We start from the raw sequence: 16,589 nt of genomic DNA, 5'->3' as shown, positions 1-16,589 counted from the left end.
TATAGTTTTGTAAAGGAAACCAATACCATTATTGAAGGGGAAAAAAACAGGTCCGATGCGCTTTTGCTCAATATCCTTCCCAAGGAAACCGCCCAGGAACTAAAAGAAACGGGTCAGGTAGAAGCTAAAAAATTTCAATCGGTCACTGTTTTATTTACAGATTTTAAAGACTTTTCACGGGCATCGGTAAACTTAAGTCCGGAAAATTTGGTGCGCAGCGTAGATTACTATTTCTCAAAGTTTGATGAAGTCATGGACAAATATGGCCTGGAAAAAATTAAGACCATAGGAGATGCCTATATGTGTACAGGGGGAATACATTTAAATAAAGAAAATCATGCCAGTAAAATGGTACACGCTGCTTTTGAAATAGTAGACATTATTGAGGAAGTCCAAAATAAGGAACAATCCGATATCATGCCTTATGAAATCCGTATTGGGATTAATACGGGTCCGGTGGTGGCCGGTGTAGTGGGCACCCAAAAATTTGCTTTTGATATATGGGGAGATACGGTTAATGTTGCAGCCCGTATGGAATCCAATTCAGAAACAGGTAAAATAAATATCTCTGAAAACACCTATGAATTGATAAAAGATGAATTTGAATGTGAATACAGGGGCAAAATTAAAGTTAAACATAAAGGCATGATGAAAATGTATTATGTAAAGAAACCAATACCGCAACCGGCCTGAAAATCCCTTTTTCTTCCTTAAAAAAGGGTTCGTTTATCTCCTGCGCATCTTACAGAAATTCAAAAGTTAGTTTAAATAGTGGTTAGCTAATCTGTTTTAAGTGTCTTCCTGGCATAATTTTAGGATAGAAATGGGATTTCTTTATTATATTGCCACAGGTTTTAAACCTTCCCCTTTTCCATAACATCCATGCTACTAGCTACTCTTGCATAAACAAGATTTTCCCTATAATGAGAAAAGCAGGAGTACATACAATTGTTCCGGTTTTTAGTTTTTTTCTTTTGATCACTTTGTTTGCGGGATGTACTTCATCGCAGACTAATTTTAAAAGAGAATACCGAAGGCTATGGAAGGAAACTGTAAAATCTGAAGCCTGGAAGAGATCGTTAAAAAAAGTTGATTTTTACGCAACTGATGATGCCAAAGAATATTATTCAAGTACAGAAGATCCGGGTATCCTTGAAGGAAATATTAATGATGAAACCCTTGCTTATGCTTCTTTTGAGCAAAAGTACAATTCCCTGATTTCACGGGCCTATTTTAAGATAATAGCAGAGGCTGAAGAAGCAGATTACAGGATTGAACAAGACTATTTAAGATTAAGTTCTCAAAAAGCAGAATTGGAAAATCACAATAACAAAGACTATAAAAAAAATTTGGAACTTGCCAGGAAAAGATATGTTGCCCACAGGGAAATACTTCAGGGCCTTAAATCCTGGAATGCCTTTAGCGAATACGGCTCGGACGATTTGAAATTTTTTAAAGAGGAACAGGCCGGGATTGCCTATAAGATGTATCTCGATGGGAAAAGTGATGCGGACATCATTAATTTTCTAATCTATAAACTGGCTGATTTATACCAAACTGAAAAATAAGTACAGGCTTAAAATCTTTATTAGCATTTAATATTATGAATAGATTTTTTAGAATTCCAATATTAGTTTACTAAAGAACTGTACAGATTATATCTGCTAAAGATCTCCTTGACATAGTCATAGGTTTCCACACCCCTGACATAGCCATATTGTACAATCTCATGATTATAGTTTTTCGGATCGCTAAGGGCTAAAATCATTTTATCTACGTTATTGTCCCAGGTGTATTTATCAAGCCCGTAAAATTCAGCCAGGTTTTGGGCATCCTTCACATGCTGGTACCCGCAATTATAGGAAGCCATGGTAAACTTAATTCGTTGTACCGAATCTTTAACGGGCTCAAAATTCTTATAAAGCCGCTCCAGGTAAGCGGTCCCTCCGCGTAGGCTTTCCTCCGGGTTTTCCCTGTCCTTGATCCCAAGTTCTTTTGCTGTTGACGGCATCATCTGCATTAAACCTTTTGCTCCTGCCCAGGAGGTATCCCCTGCTTGAAATTGTGATTCCTGATAGATTAATGAAGCCAGTAAGCGCCAATCCCAACCAAGTGCTGTGGCGTTAGATTTGATAAGGTTGTCATATGAACTTATCTGATTATTATTTAAACTGTAAAAGTCACTTTTTGCACGTCGTTTAAAACTCCGTTTATTCTTGAAGTACTTGTTGTAAATAACGTAATAATCTAAACCTTGTTTTTCCTCTTCAATCCAATTATTTATGGCTTCCAGGAGTTTGGGCGAACTTTTCCTTACAGCCCAGGAGATGCGCTGGGAAAAGCTCACCGGGATGTTAACGTCGAGAATGGGGTAGTGTGAGGCATTGATCCTGGCCAGATTTCCATCGGCTATAGTATATTTTATTTTTTTATCAACCACCTGCTTAATGATTTCATCTGTGGAGAGCGCGCCTTCGAGGGTATCTATAATGATATTGCCTCCAATTTCCTTAGACAAATTAATCATTCGCTTAAAATAGGATGAATTTGCTCTTACACTTACGGTATCTCCAATGAGTTCAACAGGGTCCTGGATCATGGATGCCTTAATATTATCAACTGTCAGTTTTCGCCAATTATCGGGCTTCCTCTGAACCAAAACCTGTTTTGTAAGGTATAAATAATCACTAAATGCAACCACCTTTTTTCTTTCTTGTGTGATAGCCAGACCGTGCGCAACGATATCTACATCGCAGTTGTTAAGCTCATCCAGCATCTCATCGAGATTTCTGGATACTTTTAGTTCCAATTCCAGGTTTAATTTCTTGGCAAGACGGTTCAGTAATTCGTATTCATAGCCCATTGTTTGTCCCCGATACAAAAAGTAACTCGTAGCGCTATATGTGATCAGGGCTTTTAGTTTTCCGTCCTCAGCAATTTCCTCTAAATCCCTGTAAACCTGAGCTTCTAAAAGGTCTTTTTTTTTCGTCTGGCAAGCGCTCAGATAAAGGCAACAGATAATAAGAATTCCTATTCTTTTTGTCATAACGGGCTATCCCTGAATAGTCTAAATATATAAAAGAATTTTATTATGCAATTGACCCCCGCTTTTTACACTACGGCATTCCAAAGGCTTATATGCCAAAAATAGGAGTGAAATTAAACTCAGTTGTGTCCCACTCAAAGCATCCCCTTCGTTGTTTTATCCCACTGTTAAATAACACAAAAGCAAGTCCTGAGATTTCTTTGAATTGAATTTAGGACAATAAATCATTCTTTCTTATCCTCTTTGGCAGGAGGCAGCATTACAAATGGCTCGGGTTGAGGATCCAGAGGTTTTAATTCCTTTTCTTTTAAAGCCGGATGATCTGCAGGGATAAAATTCGATCTGAATTGCCAGTATGCCAATGGTATAGGTGAAACGGGTTCCCCGTCAGAATGATGTATATTCCCACGATAGGGATTCAAATATTCCCAGACAATTTCCCCTTCAGGTGTGACCTCAAAAAAGCGACCTTTGGGTCCTTCATTGATAAATGTATTTCCATTTTTCATCCGTTGTGCTCCTGATATAAAACTACCATAAAAAGAAAGTGTATCCGGAGCTATATATTTCCAAATGGGTTCCTTTGGTCCAAATTTACCATCTTCTTCCCTAACATAATTTCCTTCACTATCCATTGGCGTTTCCAATTCATAAACAGCAGAATAATCAAGGCTATCAGGCCCCATGGGAACGTCATTATTGAAGACTGTAAGATTGCCAGCCCCGGGTAGTCCTTTTTCAATCCAGCGCGCATCATGCTGACCATATAATTTCTGATCGGTGGAATCCCCATGATTATAATTTCCAGGATTTCCCCAACGGTATAAAAAGTCCCCACCGAGGCCCATTGCGCCTCCACTGTGACCCGCGGCTTCTTCCGTGGTTGTGCTGTGGTCAATTATAAAAATTTCATCCAAGTTCGGGGAGCTAAAGACAATCTGATCGAGTTTCGGATTGTAGTCAATAGCATTAAAATGATAAACATCGGCTCCTCTGTTTTCTACGGTTTGGTTCCGCCATGCCCTTTTTAATTTATGCAATACTGCCATACTATCATGGGAAATAAGTGGTGGTATTTCCCCGTCTTTGTTGATGTCGAGAAGTTCGGGATGCGCTGCAACATCCCCGTAATTATCTTTTGTTTCATCATAATCCTGTATTAAATGATCCCAGATATGCCATTCCCAGACAATCTCAGCCCCATTTTTGCCCATAGGTTTTATTTCAATTATTTTATCTGGCCAAAGCCCTGCCTTAGGGGTAAATTCAGGTTTCCTCCCAGCCTTTAAAACCTCTTCCGCGGTCATTGCTTCCCAGGCAATGGCTAAAATATTACCATTAGGCATTACAGCTATGTCATGATGCGTAAGATATTCTTCAGTGGCGTATTCAAAGTCCCAAAGCATCTTACTGTCCCAACTGATCTTTTGTATCCTACCGGCATTACCGCCACCACCAAATACAGGAAAATCCGGATCTACTGAAAGCAGTGTGAGTGAACCATCTTCGTTTAAATAAAAACTGTTTACCTCATAATTTCCTTTCCATTCGTGCACTACTTTTCCTTTCCGGTTAACCAGATATACCGAAGCTGAATTTGCCGGTCTGAACAACGCATAACCTGGAACAAGGCCTTCCGTAGTTTTTGTTAAACCACGCGGGATATAAAGTCCGAACATATTACGGTCTTTATTACTAGTTTCTTCGACTGTGGGTTTTTTATCAGTGCAATGGGCAAGGATACCCACCAAAATAAAGGCAATAAGGTAGTTTTGAATTTTTTTCAAGGTGGTTGGTTTTATGTAACAATTACTAGTACTGTGTAATGTACAATTTTTACGGCGAATCAGGGTAAAGGTCTTACCTTGATATCTTTATAAAAAACGACACTTCCGGGATCATGGCCCTGCAAAGCGAAAGTACCTGTACTGAGCACCCGGTATATACCCTCGCCTTTGCGGAAAGGATTCTCCGGCTCAGTATAATCGACAACCACAATATCATTGATTTTAATGATAATCCGTTTGCCTTCTACTTTTACATATTCGGTATACCACTCATTATCTGAAGCGTAGTTTTCTTTAATATCAACTATATTGTACAAACTTCCGGTTCGTTTCCAGTCGCCTTGACTATTATTTACCTGAGCTTCATAACCATAAGTAGGCCATCCATCTTCCTGGAATTTGGTGTGAAAATAAATGCCGGAATTTGCCCCCGGCTTAGTCATTACTTTTGCCTCAAATTCAAAATTCTTAAAATTATGGTTCTCAACTTCACCCACATAAAATAAGTGAGCCCGGTCTCCCGCAACTTTGATAGTACCATCTTCTACAGAAAAAGTTGAAGCATTCACACCAGCTTTCCAACCAGCAAGGTCTTTACCATTAAAAAGTGAAATCCAATCTTTAGCAGTATCCCCTTGCATTTCCTGTCCCCTGACCGGAATTAAAAATCCCAGATTAATCAGTAGGATAAATACATATTTTAAACCATGTTTCATTGTGATGTAATTTTAAAATTTAGAGGGTCTTTTCGAGCGCTTTTTCAACCACTTCATATGTATACTTATAACTTTGTTGTAGCATCGTTTTTGCGTCCATGGTAGCCCAGTATTCTTTATTGAAAAGTTCAACGGAGAAGCCACCCCTAAAACCTGCGTTATATAATTTGGGGATAACTACATCAAAAGGGCATACGCCTTTCCCGGGCAGTACCCTGTCCGAATCTTTTAACAAATCATAGGATGGACTCGATGGGTAGTCATTGATATGAATAACCGGCAGCCTTTTTCCATTTAGAATATCAATGGTATCCCAATCATTTCCGCCGCGGTAGATATGATAAAAATCCAACAGCATCGTTGCTTTAGGATGCCCGGTAGCAATTACAATCCGGGCACAATCTGACACCTTGTTAAGTGCACCCATGCCCCAAAGTTCCAGTATTGGGGTTACCCCGGTTTCATCACCCAGTTCGAGAATAGCGTTATATCTTTCCGAATATTCAGGAAACTTTGTCCCATCAAGGGAATTTAACCCCTGTACCGGTGCGGCTATATATTTGCCTCCCAAAGCAGCAATAATCATCATCTCCTCCCGCAATTGTTCAAGGGCTTTCTCCCTTTCCTCGGGCAGATCGCTGCACCATTTTGAAAAGCCGATTATGTTTTCCAGAATTAGCCCTCTGTTGTCCAATTTTCTTTTTAAGTGGTCAGATTTACCACCTTTGTCCAGATATGCTTTTATGTCTCGCATCCACAATTCCACTCCGCCAAACCCGGCATCAGCAACCATATCAATTTGCACATCAACATCCAGTTTGTAATGCAAAAGTGTGGAGGTATTTAAGCTAATCCTGATTGGTAGTTTCTTATTTGACGAGCTGTTTTCCTTGTAAGATTGCTTAGTCTCTTTGGAATTAAATGCATACCCTCCCATAGCCGCCAATGAAACCTTGAGACTTGTTGTAATTGCTTTTCTTCTGGAAATTTTATTTTTCATTTTTCAAAAACTAATTCGGTTATCCAACACCAACTTATCAGGTCACGGCAGATTTTGGAATAAAACAGACTGACATTACATTATTTATGCGACGATTACCCGGCGTTTTAAGATAACCAATTTATACTTAAACCGAAATTGAAATCTCCTTTCAGGAAGAATTAGAAATCTTTTTATTGATAAAATAAGTGAGAACTCCGATGGCCAGGATTAGCAGCCCAATCATACTTTCCACAGGTCTATCAATAATCAGATAAACAAATATCCAAATACTGAGCAGGCAGAAGAAAAGGGGCAATAGGGGATATAAAGGGGCTTTAAAAAAAGGCGTCGCAGGTTTTCTTTTGCGCAGTACAAACACTCCGGAAACGGTAAGGGCTGCATTTAGTTGTAAAATAAATCCACAGTAAAGCAATACACTTTCAAAGGTCCCCGTAATTACGTAGGATATACTCAATAATGCCTGAAACCAAACTGCTGTCACAGGAAGATTGTTCTTATTCTTTCTCTGCAGGAATTGCCATATCTTAAAATCCTTGCTCATAGCAAGGGATACTCGAGGTCCTACCCAGGTCATAGCACTTATACTTGAAATCAAAAAGAAGGAAATTAGAATATTAATGGTTTTAGAGCCCTGGCTACCAAATAGATTGGTTGCATATACATGTCCAATGTCCAGTTGCCCTTTTAAATCAGGCAGTGTCCCGTGCTTTAAGAAAACAAACTGCATAAAAACGTATAGGAAGGTAACAAGGAGGGTCCCGCGGAGAAGTGCCTTGGGGAGGTTTATCCGTGGCTTATCTATCTCCTCAATAATGTATGATGCAGCATTCCATCCGGTGTAGGAATAAGTTACATATACAAAGGCTATGGCAAATGAGGGGCTTACTATTTCCATCGTCCAGGAGTTGGTAAAGTTAAGTGCAGAATCACTTTGGGGATAATATAGTCCGATTAGGATAAGAATGAGGATTAGCAATACCTTAAACCAGCTGGCATAAGATTGAAATTTACTGCTCACATTAAGGCTGAAGGAGTGAATAAAAGATATTAGCACTATAACCGATACGGCCAGAAGGGTGTTGTTCACCTGCAGCACATTTCCTAAATAGGCCCCCAATGCCATTGCGGCAAGCGCTACCGGGGCGGCGAATCCAACAGTCAGTGAAATCCAGCCGGAAAGATACCCGACCAATGGATTAAACAATTTGGAAAGGAATATATACTCCCCGCCAGATTTATTGATAGCACTTCCAATCTCGGCGTAGCAAAAGGCACCAATAATTGCCATGAAGCCTCCCAAAGTCCAAAGGAATAGAATGGACCACGTATTGGTCACATCCTGAAGTTGAAACCCCAGGCTTGTGAACACCCCTGTTCCAATCATATTGGCAACCACGAGGGCGGCAGCTACTTTCCAGCCAATCTTGTTCTTTTTCTTTTTCAGATTTATGGTTTAAACTTTAATTGTTCATCTAGAGGCCATGAACTACTTAAATATAAAAAAACCCCTTAATATGTAAGGGGTATTTATTTTAAATAGAAGATATTACCATTTACCTAATAGGATCCTTGTGCCTGTGCGTATTACAGAAACCCCACCATTATTTTCACCAAATTCTTTCCAGGCTTTCCTGCGGATTTCAACCTGATCCGGGCTAAGAAGGGCATCCATGCCCGCCATAGCTGACTTAAAATCTTTATACCCCATAATTACCATATGTGTCTCGCCGTGCGGAGAACGACCCGAAGAGATATTCCCTAAAACGGTAAGCCTGACATCCGAGTTAAAACTCGAAAAGTATTTTTCCCGTTCCTTTAAAAAAGCATCCGTATCATTGACATGGAGATATACATAGTTTTGAATTGGATAGAGGGTGTCCAGTGCTCCATAAGTGGATATTATTGATCCCATGGAAGAGCTAAATGAACTTTCGATAAGCTGATTTACCCGTGTTAAAAACAAATCCCAGGAATCACTCTGAGCTCCGGAATATTGATTTCCCAAGGCGTCTAAGGAACCCGAAAATCCAATGGAGTGGCTATAGTTATTATCACTGTCTGTAAAGTGATTTTCGAAAAATCGAACGGTAACACCTTCTTGTTTATGTTCCTTGAAATAGTCTTCTACAAGTTTTAGTACTGCCGCCTCATTTTGCGGTTCAACACTAAAATTGTAGTAGGTCCAATAGGACTCCTGCGCGTTAATAGAAAATGCTACAGTGAGTAGCGCACAAAGAATTAATTTTTTCATTTTGTTTTGGTTTTAGTTGTTTTTTAAAAGGTACTTAAAAAAAACCGTTTATAGTCTATAAACACGTAAAATACAAGTTATTACATTGGTAACTTTTACTATTGTATCCCAACAATTCCACAAAAGGCGGTCGGTTTGGGATTTAAGTTGATACCAATACTTGGCAGGAGGGGAGAATTCAGGAAAGGGCGTGAAGAATCAACGCGTTTAATACGAATAATGAATTTAAAAATTAGATGAAAGTCACTATTTACCTGGCGGCAACAGTAGAGTCAATATTACCCATGGAAGCAGCTATAGCATGCTCAGCCTTTAGAAGTAATTCCGGGACATACTCCTTATAAAAAAGAATGACTACAGCAATAAGTAAGGTAGATAGTACTACTGTTAGAATCCGGGCCGAAAGTAATTTTTCTGAAGCTTCCATAAAAATATTTATCTTAAAGTTGGTGCTATAAAGCTAGTGATATTTAAAGTATTTAACAAATTCTTAACAAATTAAGTTTCAACGAATCTTTCAATGAGGTATAAGGAGTTCAAATACATATTTTTTAATTGATTTAGCGATCAATTAAATTAATGCTTAAGTTTATATGCATTGAAAAAAATAACTATATGAGCTCGCGCAGAGAATTTGTACGAAAAATTTCCACTTCGGCCCTGGGATTGCCGGTTTTATTAAATTCAAGCAATCTTTTTGCCTATGCTAACGGCCCTTACAACGGCCCGCTATTACGGGTTGCCATTATGGGCTTAGGTAGTTACGGAACACGGGTAGCAGAAGCAATGCAAAGCTGCAGGAAAGCCAAACTGGTGGGAGTAATTAGTGGAACACCTTCAAAAGTTACCAGGTGGCAGTCAAAGTATGATATCCCGGATAAAAATTGCTACAATTATAAAAATTTTGATAACATAAAGGATAACCCGGATATTGATGCGGTTTATATTATTACTCCAAACGGTCTGCATTGTGAGTTTACCCTGCGGGTTGCCAGGGCTGGGAAACATGTTATCTGCGAAAAGCCAATGGGCATAAACGCCAAAGAGGGCCAGCAGATGGTAGACGCCTGTAAGGCCGCCAATGTTAAATTGTTAATTGGATATCGCATGCATTTCGAAGCCAAAACCCTCAAAATAGTCGGAATGAGAAAGAATGGAGAATTTGGAAAAATTATTTTCTTCCAGGGGCAATCGGGCTTTATAATTGGAGATCCCAATCAATGGAGATTGAATAAAAAACTATCAGGAGGTGGGGCAATGATGGATATTGGTATCTATTCCATTAATGGGGCACGTTATATGATAGGCGAAGAACCTATTTGGGTCACCGCACAGGAGACTAAAAACGATCCCGTTAAATTCAAGGAAGGAATAGATGAGACCATTCAGTTTCAAATGGGATTTCCCGGTGGCGCTGTGGCCTCCTGCCTTTCTACCTATGCCGTAAACCATCTGGATAGATTTTACCTTGCAGGTATAGAAGGTTGGGCAGAAATGCAGCCGTCTACGGGTTACGGACCAATCAAAGCCCGCACACATAAGGGGGAACTCACGGATCCTCATATTACGCATCAGACTGTTCAAATGGATGAAATGGCAGGTATATTATTGGAAAACAAACAGCCTGTGATTCCGGTAGATGGTGAAGAAGGCGTGAAAGACATGAAAATTATAGATGCCATATATAAGGCAGCAAAATCAGGAAAAAAGATAGCTTTGACCTCATCTTGATTTCCTTAAAAATAAATCTCCCTATAAATGATTTTCGGAATATCTGTATCTTAAATATAGAAGGGGATAAAATTGTATACATTTAGGGACCATAAATTCAAATAGTATGTTCGGAAATTCACAGAAATTACATGATCTAATTACAAAATTCCTTTTTTTTAGCATTGTACTACTGGCATTTTCTGCCTGCAGGCAAAAACAGGAAAATACTGAGGGGAGGCCCGCTTTGGCCATAAGCGCTGATAACGCAGGGATTAAGGTGCCTGATGGTTTCGGAGTAATAAAGGTGGCAGATTCCCTGGGGGCTCCACGTCATATTGCAGTTAATTCTAACGGGGCCATCTACCTCAAGTTGAGAAAACCAATCGATGGTGAAGGTATTCTTTACCTCGAAGACCGGGATGGTGATGGTGTAGCTGACGAAAAAAAAGGTTTTGCGGATTATGGCGGAACTGGAATCTATTTGGACGAAGATTATTTATACGCTTCTTCCGATGAGGAAATTTTCAGGTATGAACTGGACGCGAATGGCGAAGTAACAAACCCTATGACGCCTGATACACTGATTACCAAATTGGTAGCCTACAGAACCCATGCCACAAAATCATTTACACTTGATGGCGATGGAAATATTTATGTGAATATAGGTGCGTATTCCAATGCATGCCAGGAGGAAGACCGCACTTTAGGTTCTCCCGGGGTAATGCCTTGCGCGATACTCGATTCTGCCGGAGGTGTTTGGCAATTCCGGGCAGATAAATTTAAACAGTCCTATGCCGAAGGGAAGAGATATGCTACCGGCTTACGCAATGTGGTAGGTCTCGATTGGAATTTCAAACTAAACAAGCTGGTAGTTACACAACATGGAAGAGATCAGTTGAATACACTCTACCCCGATCTTTTTGACCAAAAGACTTCAGCCAACTTACCTGCAGAAACCATGTACATTATTAATGAAGGTGACGATGCCGGATGGCCTTATATTTATTATGATCATTATCAGAATAAGAAAATATTATCTCCCGAGTATGGGGGAGATGGCATAAAAACAGCAGGGGAAAATGCCATAGATCCTATCGCTACTTTTCCTGCCCATATAGCACCTAACGCCCTTCTTTTCTATACCGGGGAAATGTTCCCGGAGGAATACAAAAATGGTGCTTTTATTGCTTTTCATGGTTCCTGGAACCGGGCACCTGAAAAACAGGAAGGGTTTTTAGTTGCCTTTGTGCCATTTATGAATGGAAAACCCAGTGGGGAATGGCAGGTTTTTGCTGATGGCTTCGCCGGACTAGAAGAGGTTTTTTCCCCAAGTGAGGCAAAACACAGGCCTACCGGTTTGGCCCAGGGCCCTGATGGTTCTCTATACGTATCAGATGATTCCGGAGGGACTTTGTTCAGGATTGTTTATACTAAAGAATAGGGAAATATGCTTAAAAACAGATTGCTAAAGGATACCATTCCAGGGTTTCTTATTGTGCTTACCGCAATTTTTTTGTTGAATAGTTGTAATACTGCCGCAAAGAAGAAGGAAGCTTCCACAATTACTGAAATACAAAATGTCCCAAAACCTGCTACCAAGGCTAAACTGCCGCCTTATCTTGCAGAAGGTAAGAAAGTATATAGACAGGTATGCTTAACCTGTCACCAGGCCAATGGCGGGGGGGTACCCGGATTAAACCCTCCTCTTATAAAAACGGACTATGTGCTGGGTGACAAAAATACCTTGTTAGAGATTATTATTAAGGGATCTGAAGCGCAACTGGAAGGTAATAAATCTGAATATGCCAATGTAATGCAGGGTTATGGAATGTTGGGTGATGAAGAAATAGCTAATGTAGCATCTTATATTCGAAATAGTTTTGGAAATAAAGCAGAACCCATTACAGCGAGTGAAGTGGCCGCATATAGATCAGCAAATAAAAAATAAATGTATTGTTCACATATTAACCCCTGCCAATATAGGGCATTTGGTTGGCCATTATCGTAAGAAAAGGAACATTGGTATTTAGGGGTAAACTTGCCATATAAACTATAGTACGGCCTACATCTTCAGGGCTTATTGTAGGTTCTGTTTTGTAGGAACCATCGGCCTGTAGTGTTCCTTTTTCTATTTTTTTTGTCATTTCACTTTTCGAATTCCCAATATCAATTTGCCCGCAGGCAATATTGTAGGCCCTGCCATCCAACGAAGTAGATCTGGTTAAACCCGTTACGGCATGTTTACTTGCGGTATAGGGAGCTGAGAAAGGCCTTGGTACATGTGCCGAAAGGGAACCATTATTTATGATACGCCCCCCTATAGGGTCCTGGGATTTCATGATTCGGAACGCCTCCTGTGTACAGAAAAATACCCCATTTAAATTAGTATCGATTACATGTTTCCATTCATCTACAGTCAGTTCCTCCATTGGCTTTACAGGAGCACTTACCCCTGCATTGTTGAAAAGCAAATCCAGGCGACCATAGGCCTTTAGTGTTTGGGCAAAAAGATTTTTGACACTCAGCGGCTCTTTAACATCCGTTGGTACTACCAATGTGTGGGTCACATTACATAGCGCTGCAGTTTCTGATAGGTTTTTTTCACCCCTGCCAGCCAGAACGACTGTCCATCCATCTTTATTTAAAGCAATTGCTACGGCTCTCCCAATACCGGAACCTGCACCGGTTACAATCGCAATTTTTGATTTATTGATCATCTTTGATCTGAATTTAATACCTCAAAAGTTCTATCTTCCTAAAGTCTATGGGATGACTATTAGACTGCAAGGATATATATCCGTTTTTAACTACTGAATCCCCGTCAACAATAAGGGTTTTGGCTATCTCATGTTCTGGATTATAGACAGGGTTAGAATAACTCAGAATTTCTTCCCCATTTACATAATGCGTTATTTTACCATCCTTAACATCTATTTCCATGGTCACCCATTGATCACCATGAAAGGTTCTTTGTACCAGGGGAGGGGTGCAATAGCTTGTATTTTGCTGCCCGTTTAAGGTCACAAACATACCATTGGCACAAATTGCTCCAACCGGTCTTTCATCCGTTCCGTTGCCGCCATGCAGATTATATTCGAGGGAAACCGGAAATGGCTGATCGGCTTTTAAAGAGGCCGGGGACTGGGAATGAAATTGGACCCCACTATCTCTAAACCCCCAATCAGGTGCACCGGGGGCAGTTTCACCTACAAACCTATATTCTACTTTTAAACGGTAATCAGCTAATTCCTCATTAAAGTATAATGCGCCGAACCTATTCTTGAAATCGTCTCCATAAGCGTCATAGCGTATGCTCAAAATTCCATCGGAAACCCGAAAAGTATTTCCAAAATTTTCACCTAAAGGGTGCCCGAAAATTTTCATTGTCCAGCCATCTAAGTCGGTTCCGTTAAACAGAGGTCGCCAATTGTTCAGCACCGTTTTTTGTTCAAAAGGATTAGATTCTTCCTTTTGGGATTCAGCCTTTTTCTCCCCACAAGATTGCATTAGCAGGAGACAGAGGGATGAAACAAGCATGAAACGCGTCATATGAATTCAATTTTTGAATATTCTTAAAACGCAACAACAAAACAGGGTATGGCAGCTCACGGGAATAGGGCAGTTTAAACATTATGGTGAAACTCAAAGCTAATGCCAAACCGAAAACTAAAATCAAATAACCAGCTTTCTTATCTTTTCTTTTTAAGTAACCAGCTAAGAAGAAATTGAATACCGTACCGTTTAGCAGTAGTTAAGATAGGTTCAACCCAATTATGCGGTCGTATACTCTCTTTAAAACCCTCTTTAAGACCCTTTATTTCTTCCCAGGCAATCTGCCTTTCAAGACTAAGGCGTTTCAGGTCATGATTTATTTCATTTTTATTCTTATACTGTCTCATCTAATTGAAAAATTGTTTGGACATTGTACGAATAATCATGTTTTCTATATGGGATCTAAGAGCATATACAATAACTCCAATGGCGCATAAAATGCCTGCACTAATTAAACAGGCATAAACCATATTTCCAATAAGGTGGCCCAAAGCCATAGTGCCTGCAACTATCAATAAAATAAGGATCAAAAAGCTCAGACTTCCTATTATGGCAGCTTTGCAAAACATAGCGGTAGTGGCCGTGAGCTGCTGAAATACTTTTAGTTCGTAATACTCCTGCGTCTTATTAATATATGTTTCGCCAAGGTTAACTGCTTTACTTGACGTCTTGTCCAGGGATTCAAGTACACTCATTTAGCAGTTTTTTTTAATTTTCTGTTTTTGGCTTTTAATTCCTTAAGTTTTTTTTCTAATGCCGATATAATATCATCCGCCTTATAACTTGCATTTGAGATGAGACCCTCGATCCCATGTTCCAGGGCACTCGGATCTGAGGTTAAATTGTCCTTAATCTTTTCTTTTAAATCAGCAGCAGTTTCAGACAGATTGGCCTGGGCTGCAGCAGCTTCATCAGCTAGCCTTTTTCTTGTTACTTCTCCTTTATCAGGTGCGAAGAGTACGCCTAAGGCAACTCCAATTGCCGTACCAGCGATAAGTCCTATTAAGGTATTTCCAGAATTATCCATACTATAAAATTTTTATTAGAATCAATGATTAAAGATACAACATTGGGATTTAATCTCTTACAACCCCCTAAAAACTATCAACCAGTTTAATTTCTTATAGCAGATATCCATGCAAAAATTCCTTAAACCCCAAGTAGAAATCTGAAAAGGGTTAAGTATCTTTATTAGTATTAAACTCGTAGTTATGCAAACAAGAAAATTGGGCGATAGCAACCTTGATTTAACTACTATAGGATTAGGAACCTGGGCGATGGGTGGTGGAGATTGGAAATTTGGTTGGGGTCCTCAGGATGATTCGAATTCTATAAAGGCTATTCATAAAGCAATGGATCAGGGGATCAATTGGATAGATACAGCAGCTATCTACGGACATGGCCATGCTGAAGAAGTTGTAGGAAGGGCAATTAAAGGCATCAGGAATGAATTGATCATTGCTACCAAATGTGGGCGCGTTTGGGTAGGGAATAGCCGGGAGATTGGAAAATCGCTGCGGTCAGACAGTATAAGGAGGGAGGTAGATGCAAGCTTGAAACGTTTGGCTATAGATGTGATTGATCTATACCAGATTCATTGGCCAGAACCGGATGAAGAGATAGAAGAAGGATGGGGAACCGTAGCTGATCTTATAAAAGAAGGTAAAATCAGATATGGAGGGGTTTCTAATTTTAGTCTGGAACAATTAAAAAGGGCACAGGCAATACACCCTATCACTTCATTGCAACCGCCTTATAGTATGTTTCGCCGTGAGATTGAAGAAGAAATTATGGCATATTGCGGCACCAACCAGATCGGGATTATTGCCTACAGCCCTATGCAAGCGGGATTGCTCACCGGGAAATTTACCAGGGAAAGAGCAATGGCCCTTCCCGACTCGGATTGGCGAAGCAGACATCCGTTTTTTATGGAACCCCAATTGAGTATAAACCTTGAGGTAATAGAACAACTAACCAAGATTGCTGATGAAAAAAAGATTAGCCTGGCCCAACTTTCATTGGCCTGGGTATTACGGAACAAAGAGATGACCTCGGCAATTGTAGGCGCCCGGAACCCCGAGCAGATTCAGGAAACTGCCAAAGCCAGTGAACTTACATTGTCCAGGGCCCAAATTGAAGCAATAGAAAAGATCTTGGATTGGAGGATAAAGAAAATATGATTGAGGTCTTTTTTTTGACAAGGTATTTAAAATAAGAAATGGTAACCTATTCTTTCAATTAACTTAACGTCAGGATTGAATATGCCATGTATTTTTGGGAAGCCTTTAAAAGGAAACGTTCTTATTTATTTTATGTAGTTTGAGTTAGTTTATAAAAGCAGGTGGGGACATCTGCTTTTTTAGTTTCCAATTGTCTTGTGAATTAATTTTTATCCTCGCTCAAAAACTCCATAAACCATTTACCTGAGGACTTAATTATTCTCTTTTGGCTATCAAAATCCACATATACCAACCCAAACCTCGGATGGTATCCTTCTGCCCATTCAAAATTATCAATTAAA

19 protein-coding genes are annotated in these 16,589 nt (G+C 39.8%); 6 read left to right on the top strand and 13 right to left on the bottom strand.

What is annotated here, in order from left to right; translation table 11 throughout:
- Both Q0X77_RS13860 and Q0X77_RS13855 read left to right on the top strand, forming a co-directional pair.
- Nucleotides 1–693 (top strand): adenylate/guanylate cyclase domain-containing protein (locus tag Q0X77_RS13860; protein WP_297798320.1); only part of this gene is annotated, 693 nt, incomplete at its 5' end.
- A gap of 230 nt (nucleotides 694–923) precedes the next feature.
- Nucleotides 924–1,568 (top strand): hypothetical protein, encoded by a 645-nt coding sequence (locus tag Q0X77_RS13855; RefSeq protein ID WP_297798318.1) that lies wholly within the window; start codon nucleotides 924–926, stop codon nucleotides 1,566–1,568.
- Between the two features lie 62 nt (nucleotides 1,569–1,630).
- Here the strand turns inward: Q0X77_RS13855 and Q0X77_RS13850 are convergent, their stop codons facing one another.
- The 7 genes from Q0X77_RS13850 to Q0X77_RS13820 form a co-directional block, all read right to left on the bottom strand.
- Nucleotides 1,631–3,046 carry a transporter substrate-binding domain-containing protein gene (locus Q0X77_RS13850; protein ID WP_297798316.1) on the bottom strand — a complete coding sequence of 472 codons (1,416 nt, stop codon included), beginning with the start codon at nucleotides 3,044–3,046 and terminating at the stop codon, nucleotides 1,631–1,633.
- Between the two features lie 224 nt (nucleotides 3,047–3,270).
- A complete protein-coding gene (locus tag Q0X77_RS13845; RefSeq protein ID WP_297798314.1) occupies nucleotides 3,271–4,833 on the bottom strand; it encodes an aryl-sulfate sulfotransferase in 1,563 nt (520 codons plus the stop codon).
- Nucleotides 4,834–4,892: 59 nt separating this feature from the next.
- Nucleotides 4,893–5,549: a DUF1080 domain-containing protein gene (locus Q0X77_RS13840; protein WP_297798312.1), complete on the bottom strand. Its 657-nt coding sequence runs from the start codon at nucleotides 5,547–5,549 to the stop codon at nucleotides 4,893–4,895.
- Between the two features lie 19 nt (nucleotides 5,550–5,568).
- Nucleotides 5,569–6,549, bottom strand: a complete 981-nt coding sequence (locus Q0X77_RS13835; protein WP_297798311.1) for a sugar phosphate isomerase/epimerase — start codon at nucleotides 6,547–6,549, stop codon at nucleotides 5,569–5,571.
- Nucleotides 6,550–6,700: 151 nt separating this feature from the next.
- On the bottom strand, nucleotides 6,701–7,975 hold the full coding sequence (locus tag Q0X77_RS13830) for an amino acid permease (RefSeq protein ID WP_297798324.1): 1,275 nt from the start codon (nucleotides 7,973–7,975) through the stop codon (nucleotides 6,701–6,703).
- Nucleotides 7,976–8,098: 123 nt separating this feature from the next.
- Complete coding sequence (locus Q0X77_RS13825) at nucleotides 8,099–8,803, bottom strand: hypothetical protein (protein WP_297798310.1); 705 nt, start codon at nucleotides 8,801–8,803, stop codon at nucleotides 8,099–8,101.
- A 250-nt stretch (nucleotides 8,804–9,053) separates the two neighbouring features.
- Nucleotides 9,054–9,230, bottom strand: coding sequence for a hypothetical protein (locus tag Q0X77_RS13820; RefSeq protein ID WP_297798309.1), 177 nt, complete (start codon nucleotides 9,228–9,230; stop codon nucleotides 9,054–9,056).
- A 188-nt stretch (nucleotides 9,231–9,418) separates the two neighbouring features.
- Here Q0X77_RS13820 and Q0X77_RS13815 point away from each other — a divergent pair, with 188 nt between their 5' ends.
- The 3 genes from Q0X77_RS13815 to Q0X77_RS13805 all read left to right on the top strand — a co-directional run bounded on the left by Q0X77_RS13815 (nucleotide 9,419) and on the right by Q0X77_RS13805 (nucleotide 12,464).
- Nucleotides 9,419–10,534 carry a Gfo/Idh/MocA family oxidoreductase gene (locus Q0X77_RS13815; RefSeq protein ID WP_297798307.1) on the top strand — a complete coding sequence of 372 codons (1,116 nt, stop codon included), beginning with the start codon at nucleotides 9,419–9,421 and terminating at the stop codon, nucleotides 10,532–10,534.
- A 106-nt stretch (nucleotides 10,535–10,640) separates the two neighbouring features.
- Entirely contained in the window at nucleotides 10,641–11,957 is a 1,317-nt protein-coding gene (locus tag Q0X77_RS13810; RefSeq protein ID WP_297798306.1) for a PQQ-dependent sugar dehydrogenase, read from the top strand.
- A 6-nt stretch (nucleotides 11,958–11,963) separates the two neighbouring features.
- Entirely contained in the window at nucleotides 11,964–12,464 is a 501-nt protein-coding gene (locus Q0X77_RS13805; RefSeq protein ID WP_297798305.1) for a c-type cytochrome, read from the top strand.
- 16 nt (nucleotides 12,465–12,480) lie between these two features.
- Here the strand turns inward: Q0X77_RS13805 and Q0X77_RS13800 are convergent, their stop codons facing one another.
- The 5 genes from Q0X77_RS13800 to Q0X77_RS13780 all read right to left on the bottom strand — a co-directional run bounded on the left by Q0X77_RS13800 (nucleotide 12,481) and on the right by Q0X77_RS13780 (nucleotide 15,095).
- A complete protein-coding gene (locus tag Q0X77_RS13800; protein WP_297798304.1) occupies nucleotides 12,481–13,233 on the bottom strand; it encodes an SDR family oxidoreductase in 753 nt (250 codons plus the stop codon).
- A 13-nt stretch (nucleotides 13,234–13,246) separates the two neighbouring features.
- The gene (locus tag Q0X77_RS13795) at nucleotides 13,247–14,065 is read right to left on the bottom strand and encodes a DUF1080 domain-containing protein (RefSeq protein ID WP_297798303.1); all 819 of its coding nucleotides are present in this window, start codon (nucleotides 14,063–14,065) and stop codon (nucleotides 13,247–13,249) included.
- A 140-nt stretch (nucleotides 14,066–14,205) separates the two neighbouring features.
- Nucleotides 14,206–14,415 carry a hypothetical protein gene (locus tag Q0X77_RS13790; RefSeq protein ID WP_297798302.1) on the bottom strand — a complete coding sequence of 70 codons (210 nt, stop codon included), beginning with the start codon at nucleotides 14,413–14,415 and terminating at the stop codon, nucleotides 14,206–14,208.
- A complete protein-coding gene (locus Q0X77_RS13785) occupies nucleotides 14,416–14,763 on the bottom strand; it encodes a hypothetical protein (RefSeq protein ID WP_297798301.1) in 348 nt (115 codons plus the stop codon).
- Nucleotides 14,760–15,095, bottom strand: coding sequence for a YtxH domain-containing protein (locus Q0X77_RS13780; protein ID WP_297798300.1), 336 nt, complete (start codon nucleotides 15,093–15,095; stop codon nucleotides 14,760–14,762). Before Q0X77_RS13780 ends, Q0X77_RS13785 begins: the two co-directional genes overlap by 4 nt.
- Nucleotides 15,096–15,279: 184 nt before the next feature.
- On the opposite strand from Q0X77_RS13780, the gene Q0X77_RS13775 reads away from it, so the two are divergent.
- On the top strand, nucleotides 15,280–16,248 hold the full coding sequence (locus Q0X77_RS13775; protein ID WP_297798299.1) for an aldo/keto reductase: 969 nt from the start codon (nucleotides 15,280–15,282) through the stop codon (nucleotides 16,246–16,248).
- A 202-nt stretch (nucleotides 16,249–16,450) separates the two neighbouring features.
- On the opposite strand, the gene Q0X77_RS13770 is transcribed toward Q0X77_RS13775, so the two are convergent.
- A partial coding sequence (locus tag Q0X77_RS13770; RefSeq protein ID WP_297798322.1) for a family 1 glycosylhydrolase occupies nucleotides 16,451–16,589 on the bottom strand: 139 nt, incomplete at its 5' end.

It is taken from the genome of uncultured Eudoraea sp., assembly GCF_947258925.1.
Lineage (GTDB): Bacteria > Bacteroidota > Bacteroidia > Flavobacteriales > Flavobacteriaceae > Eudoraea.
Note: the sequence above shows the minus strand (reverse complement) of the source record. Positions and strands in the feature narration are given on the sequence as shown.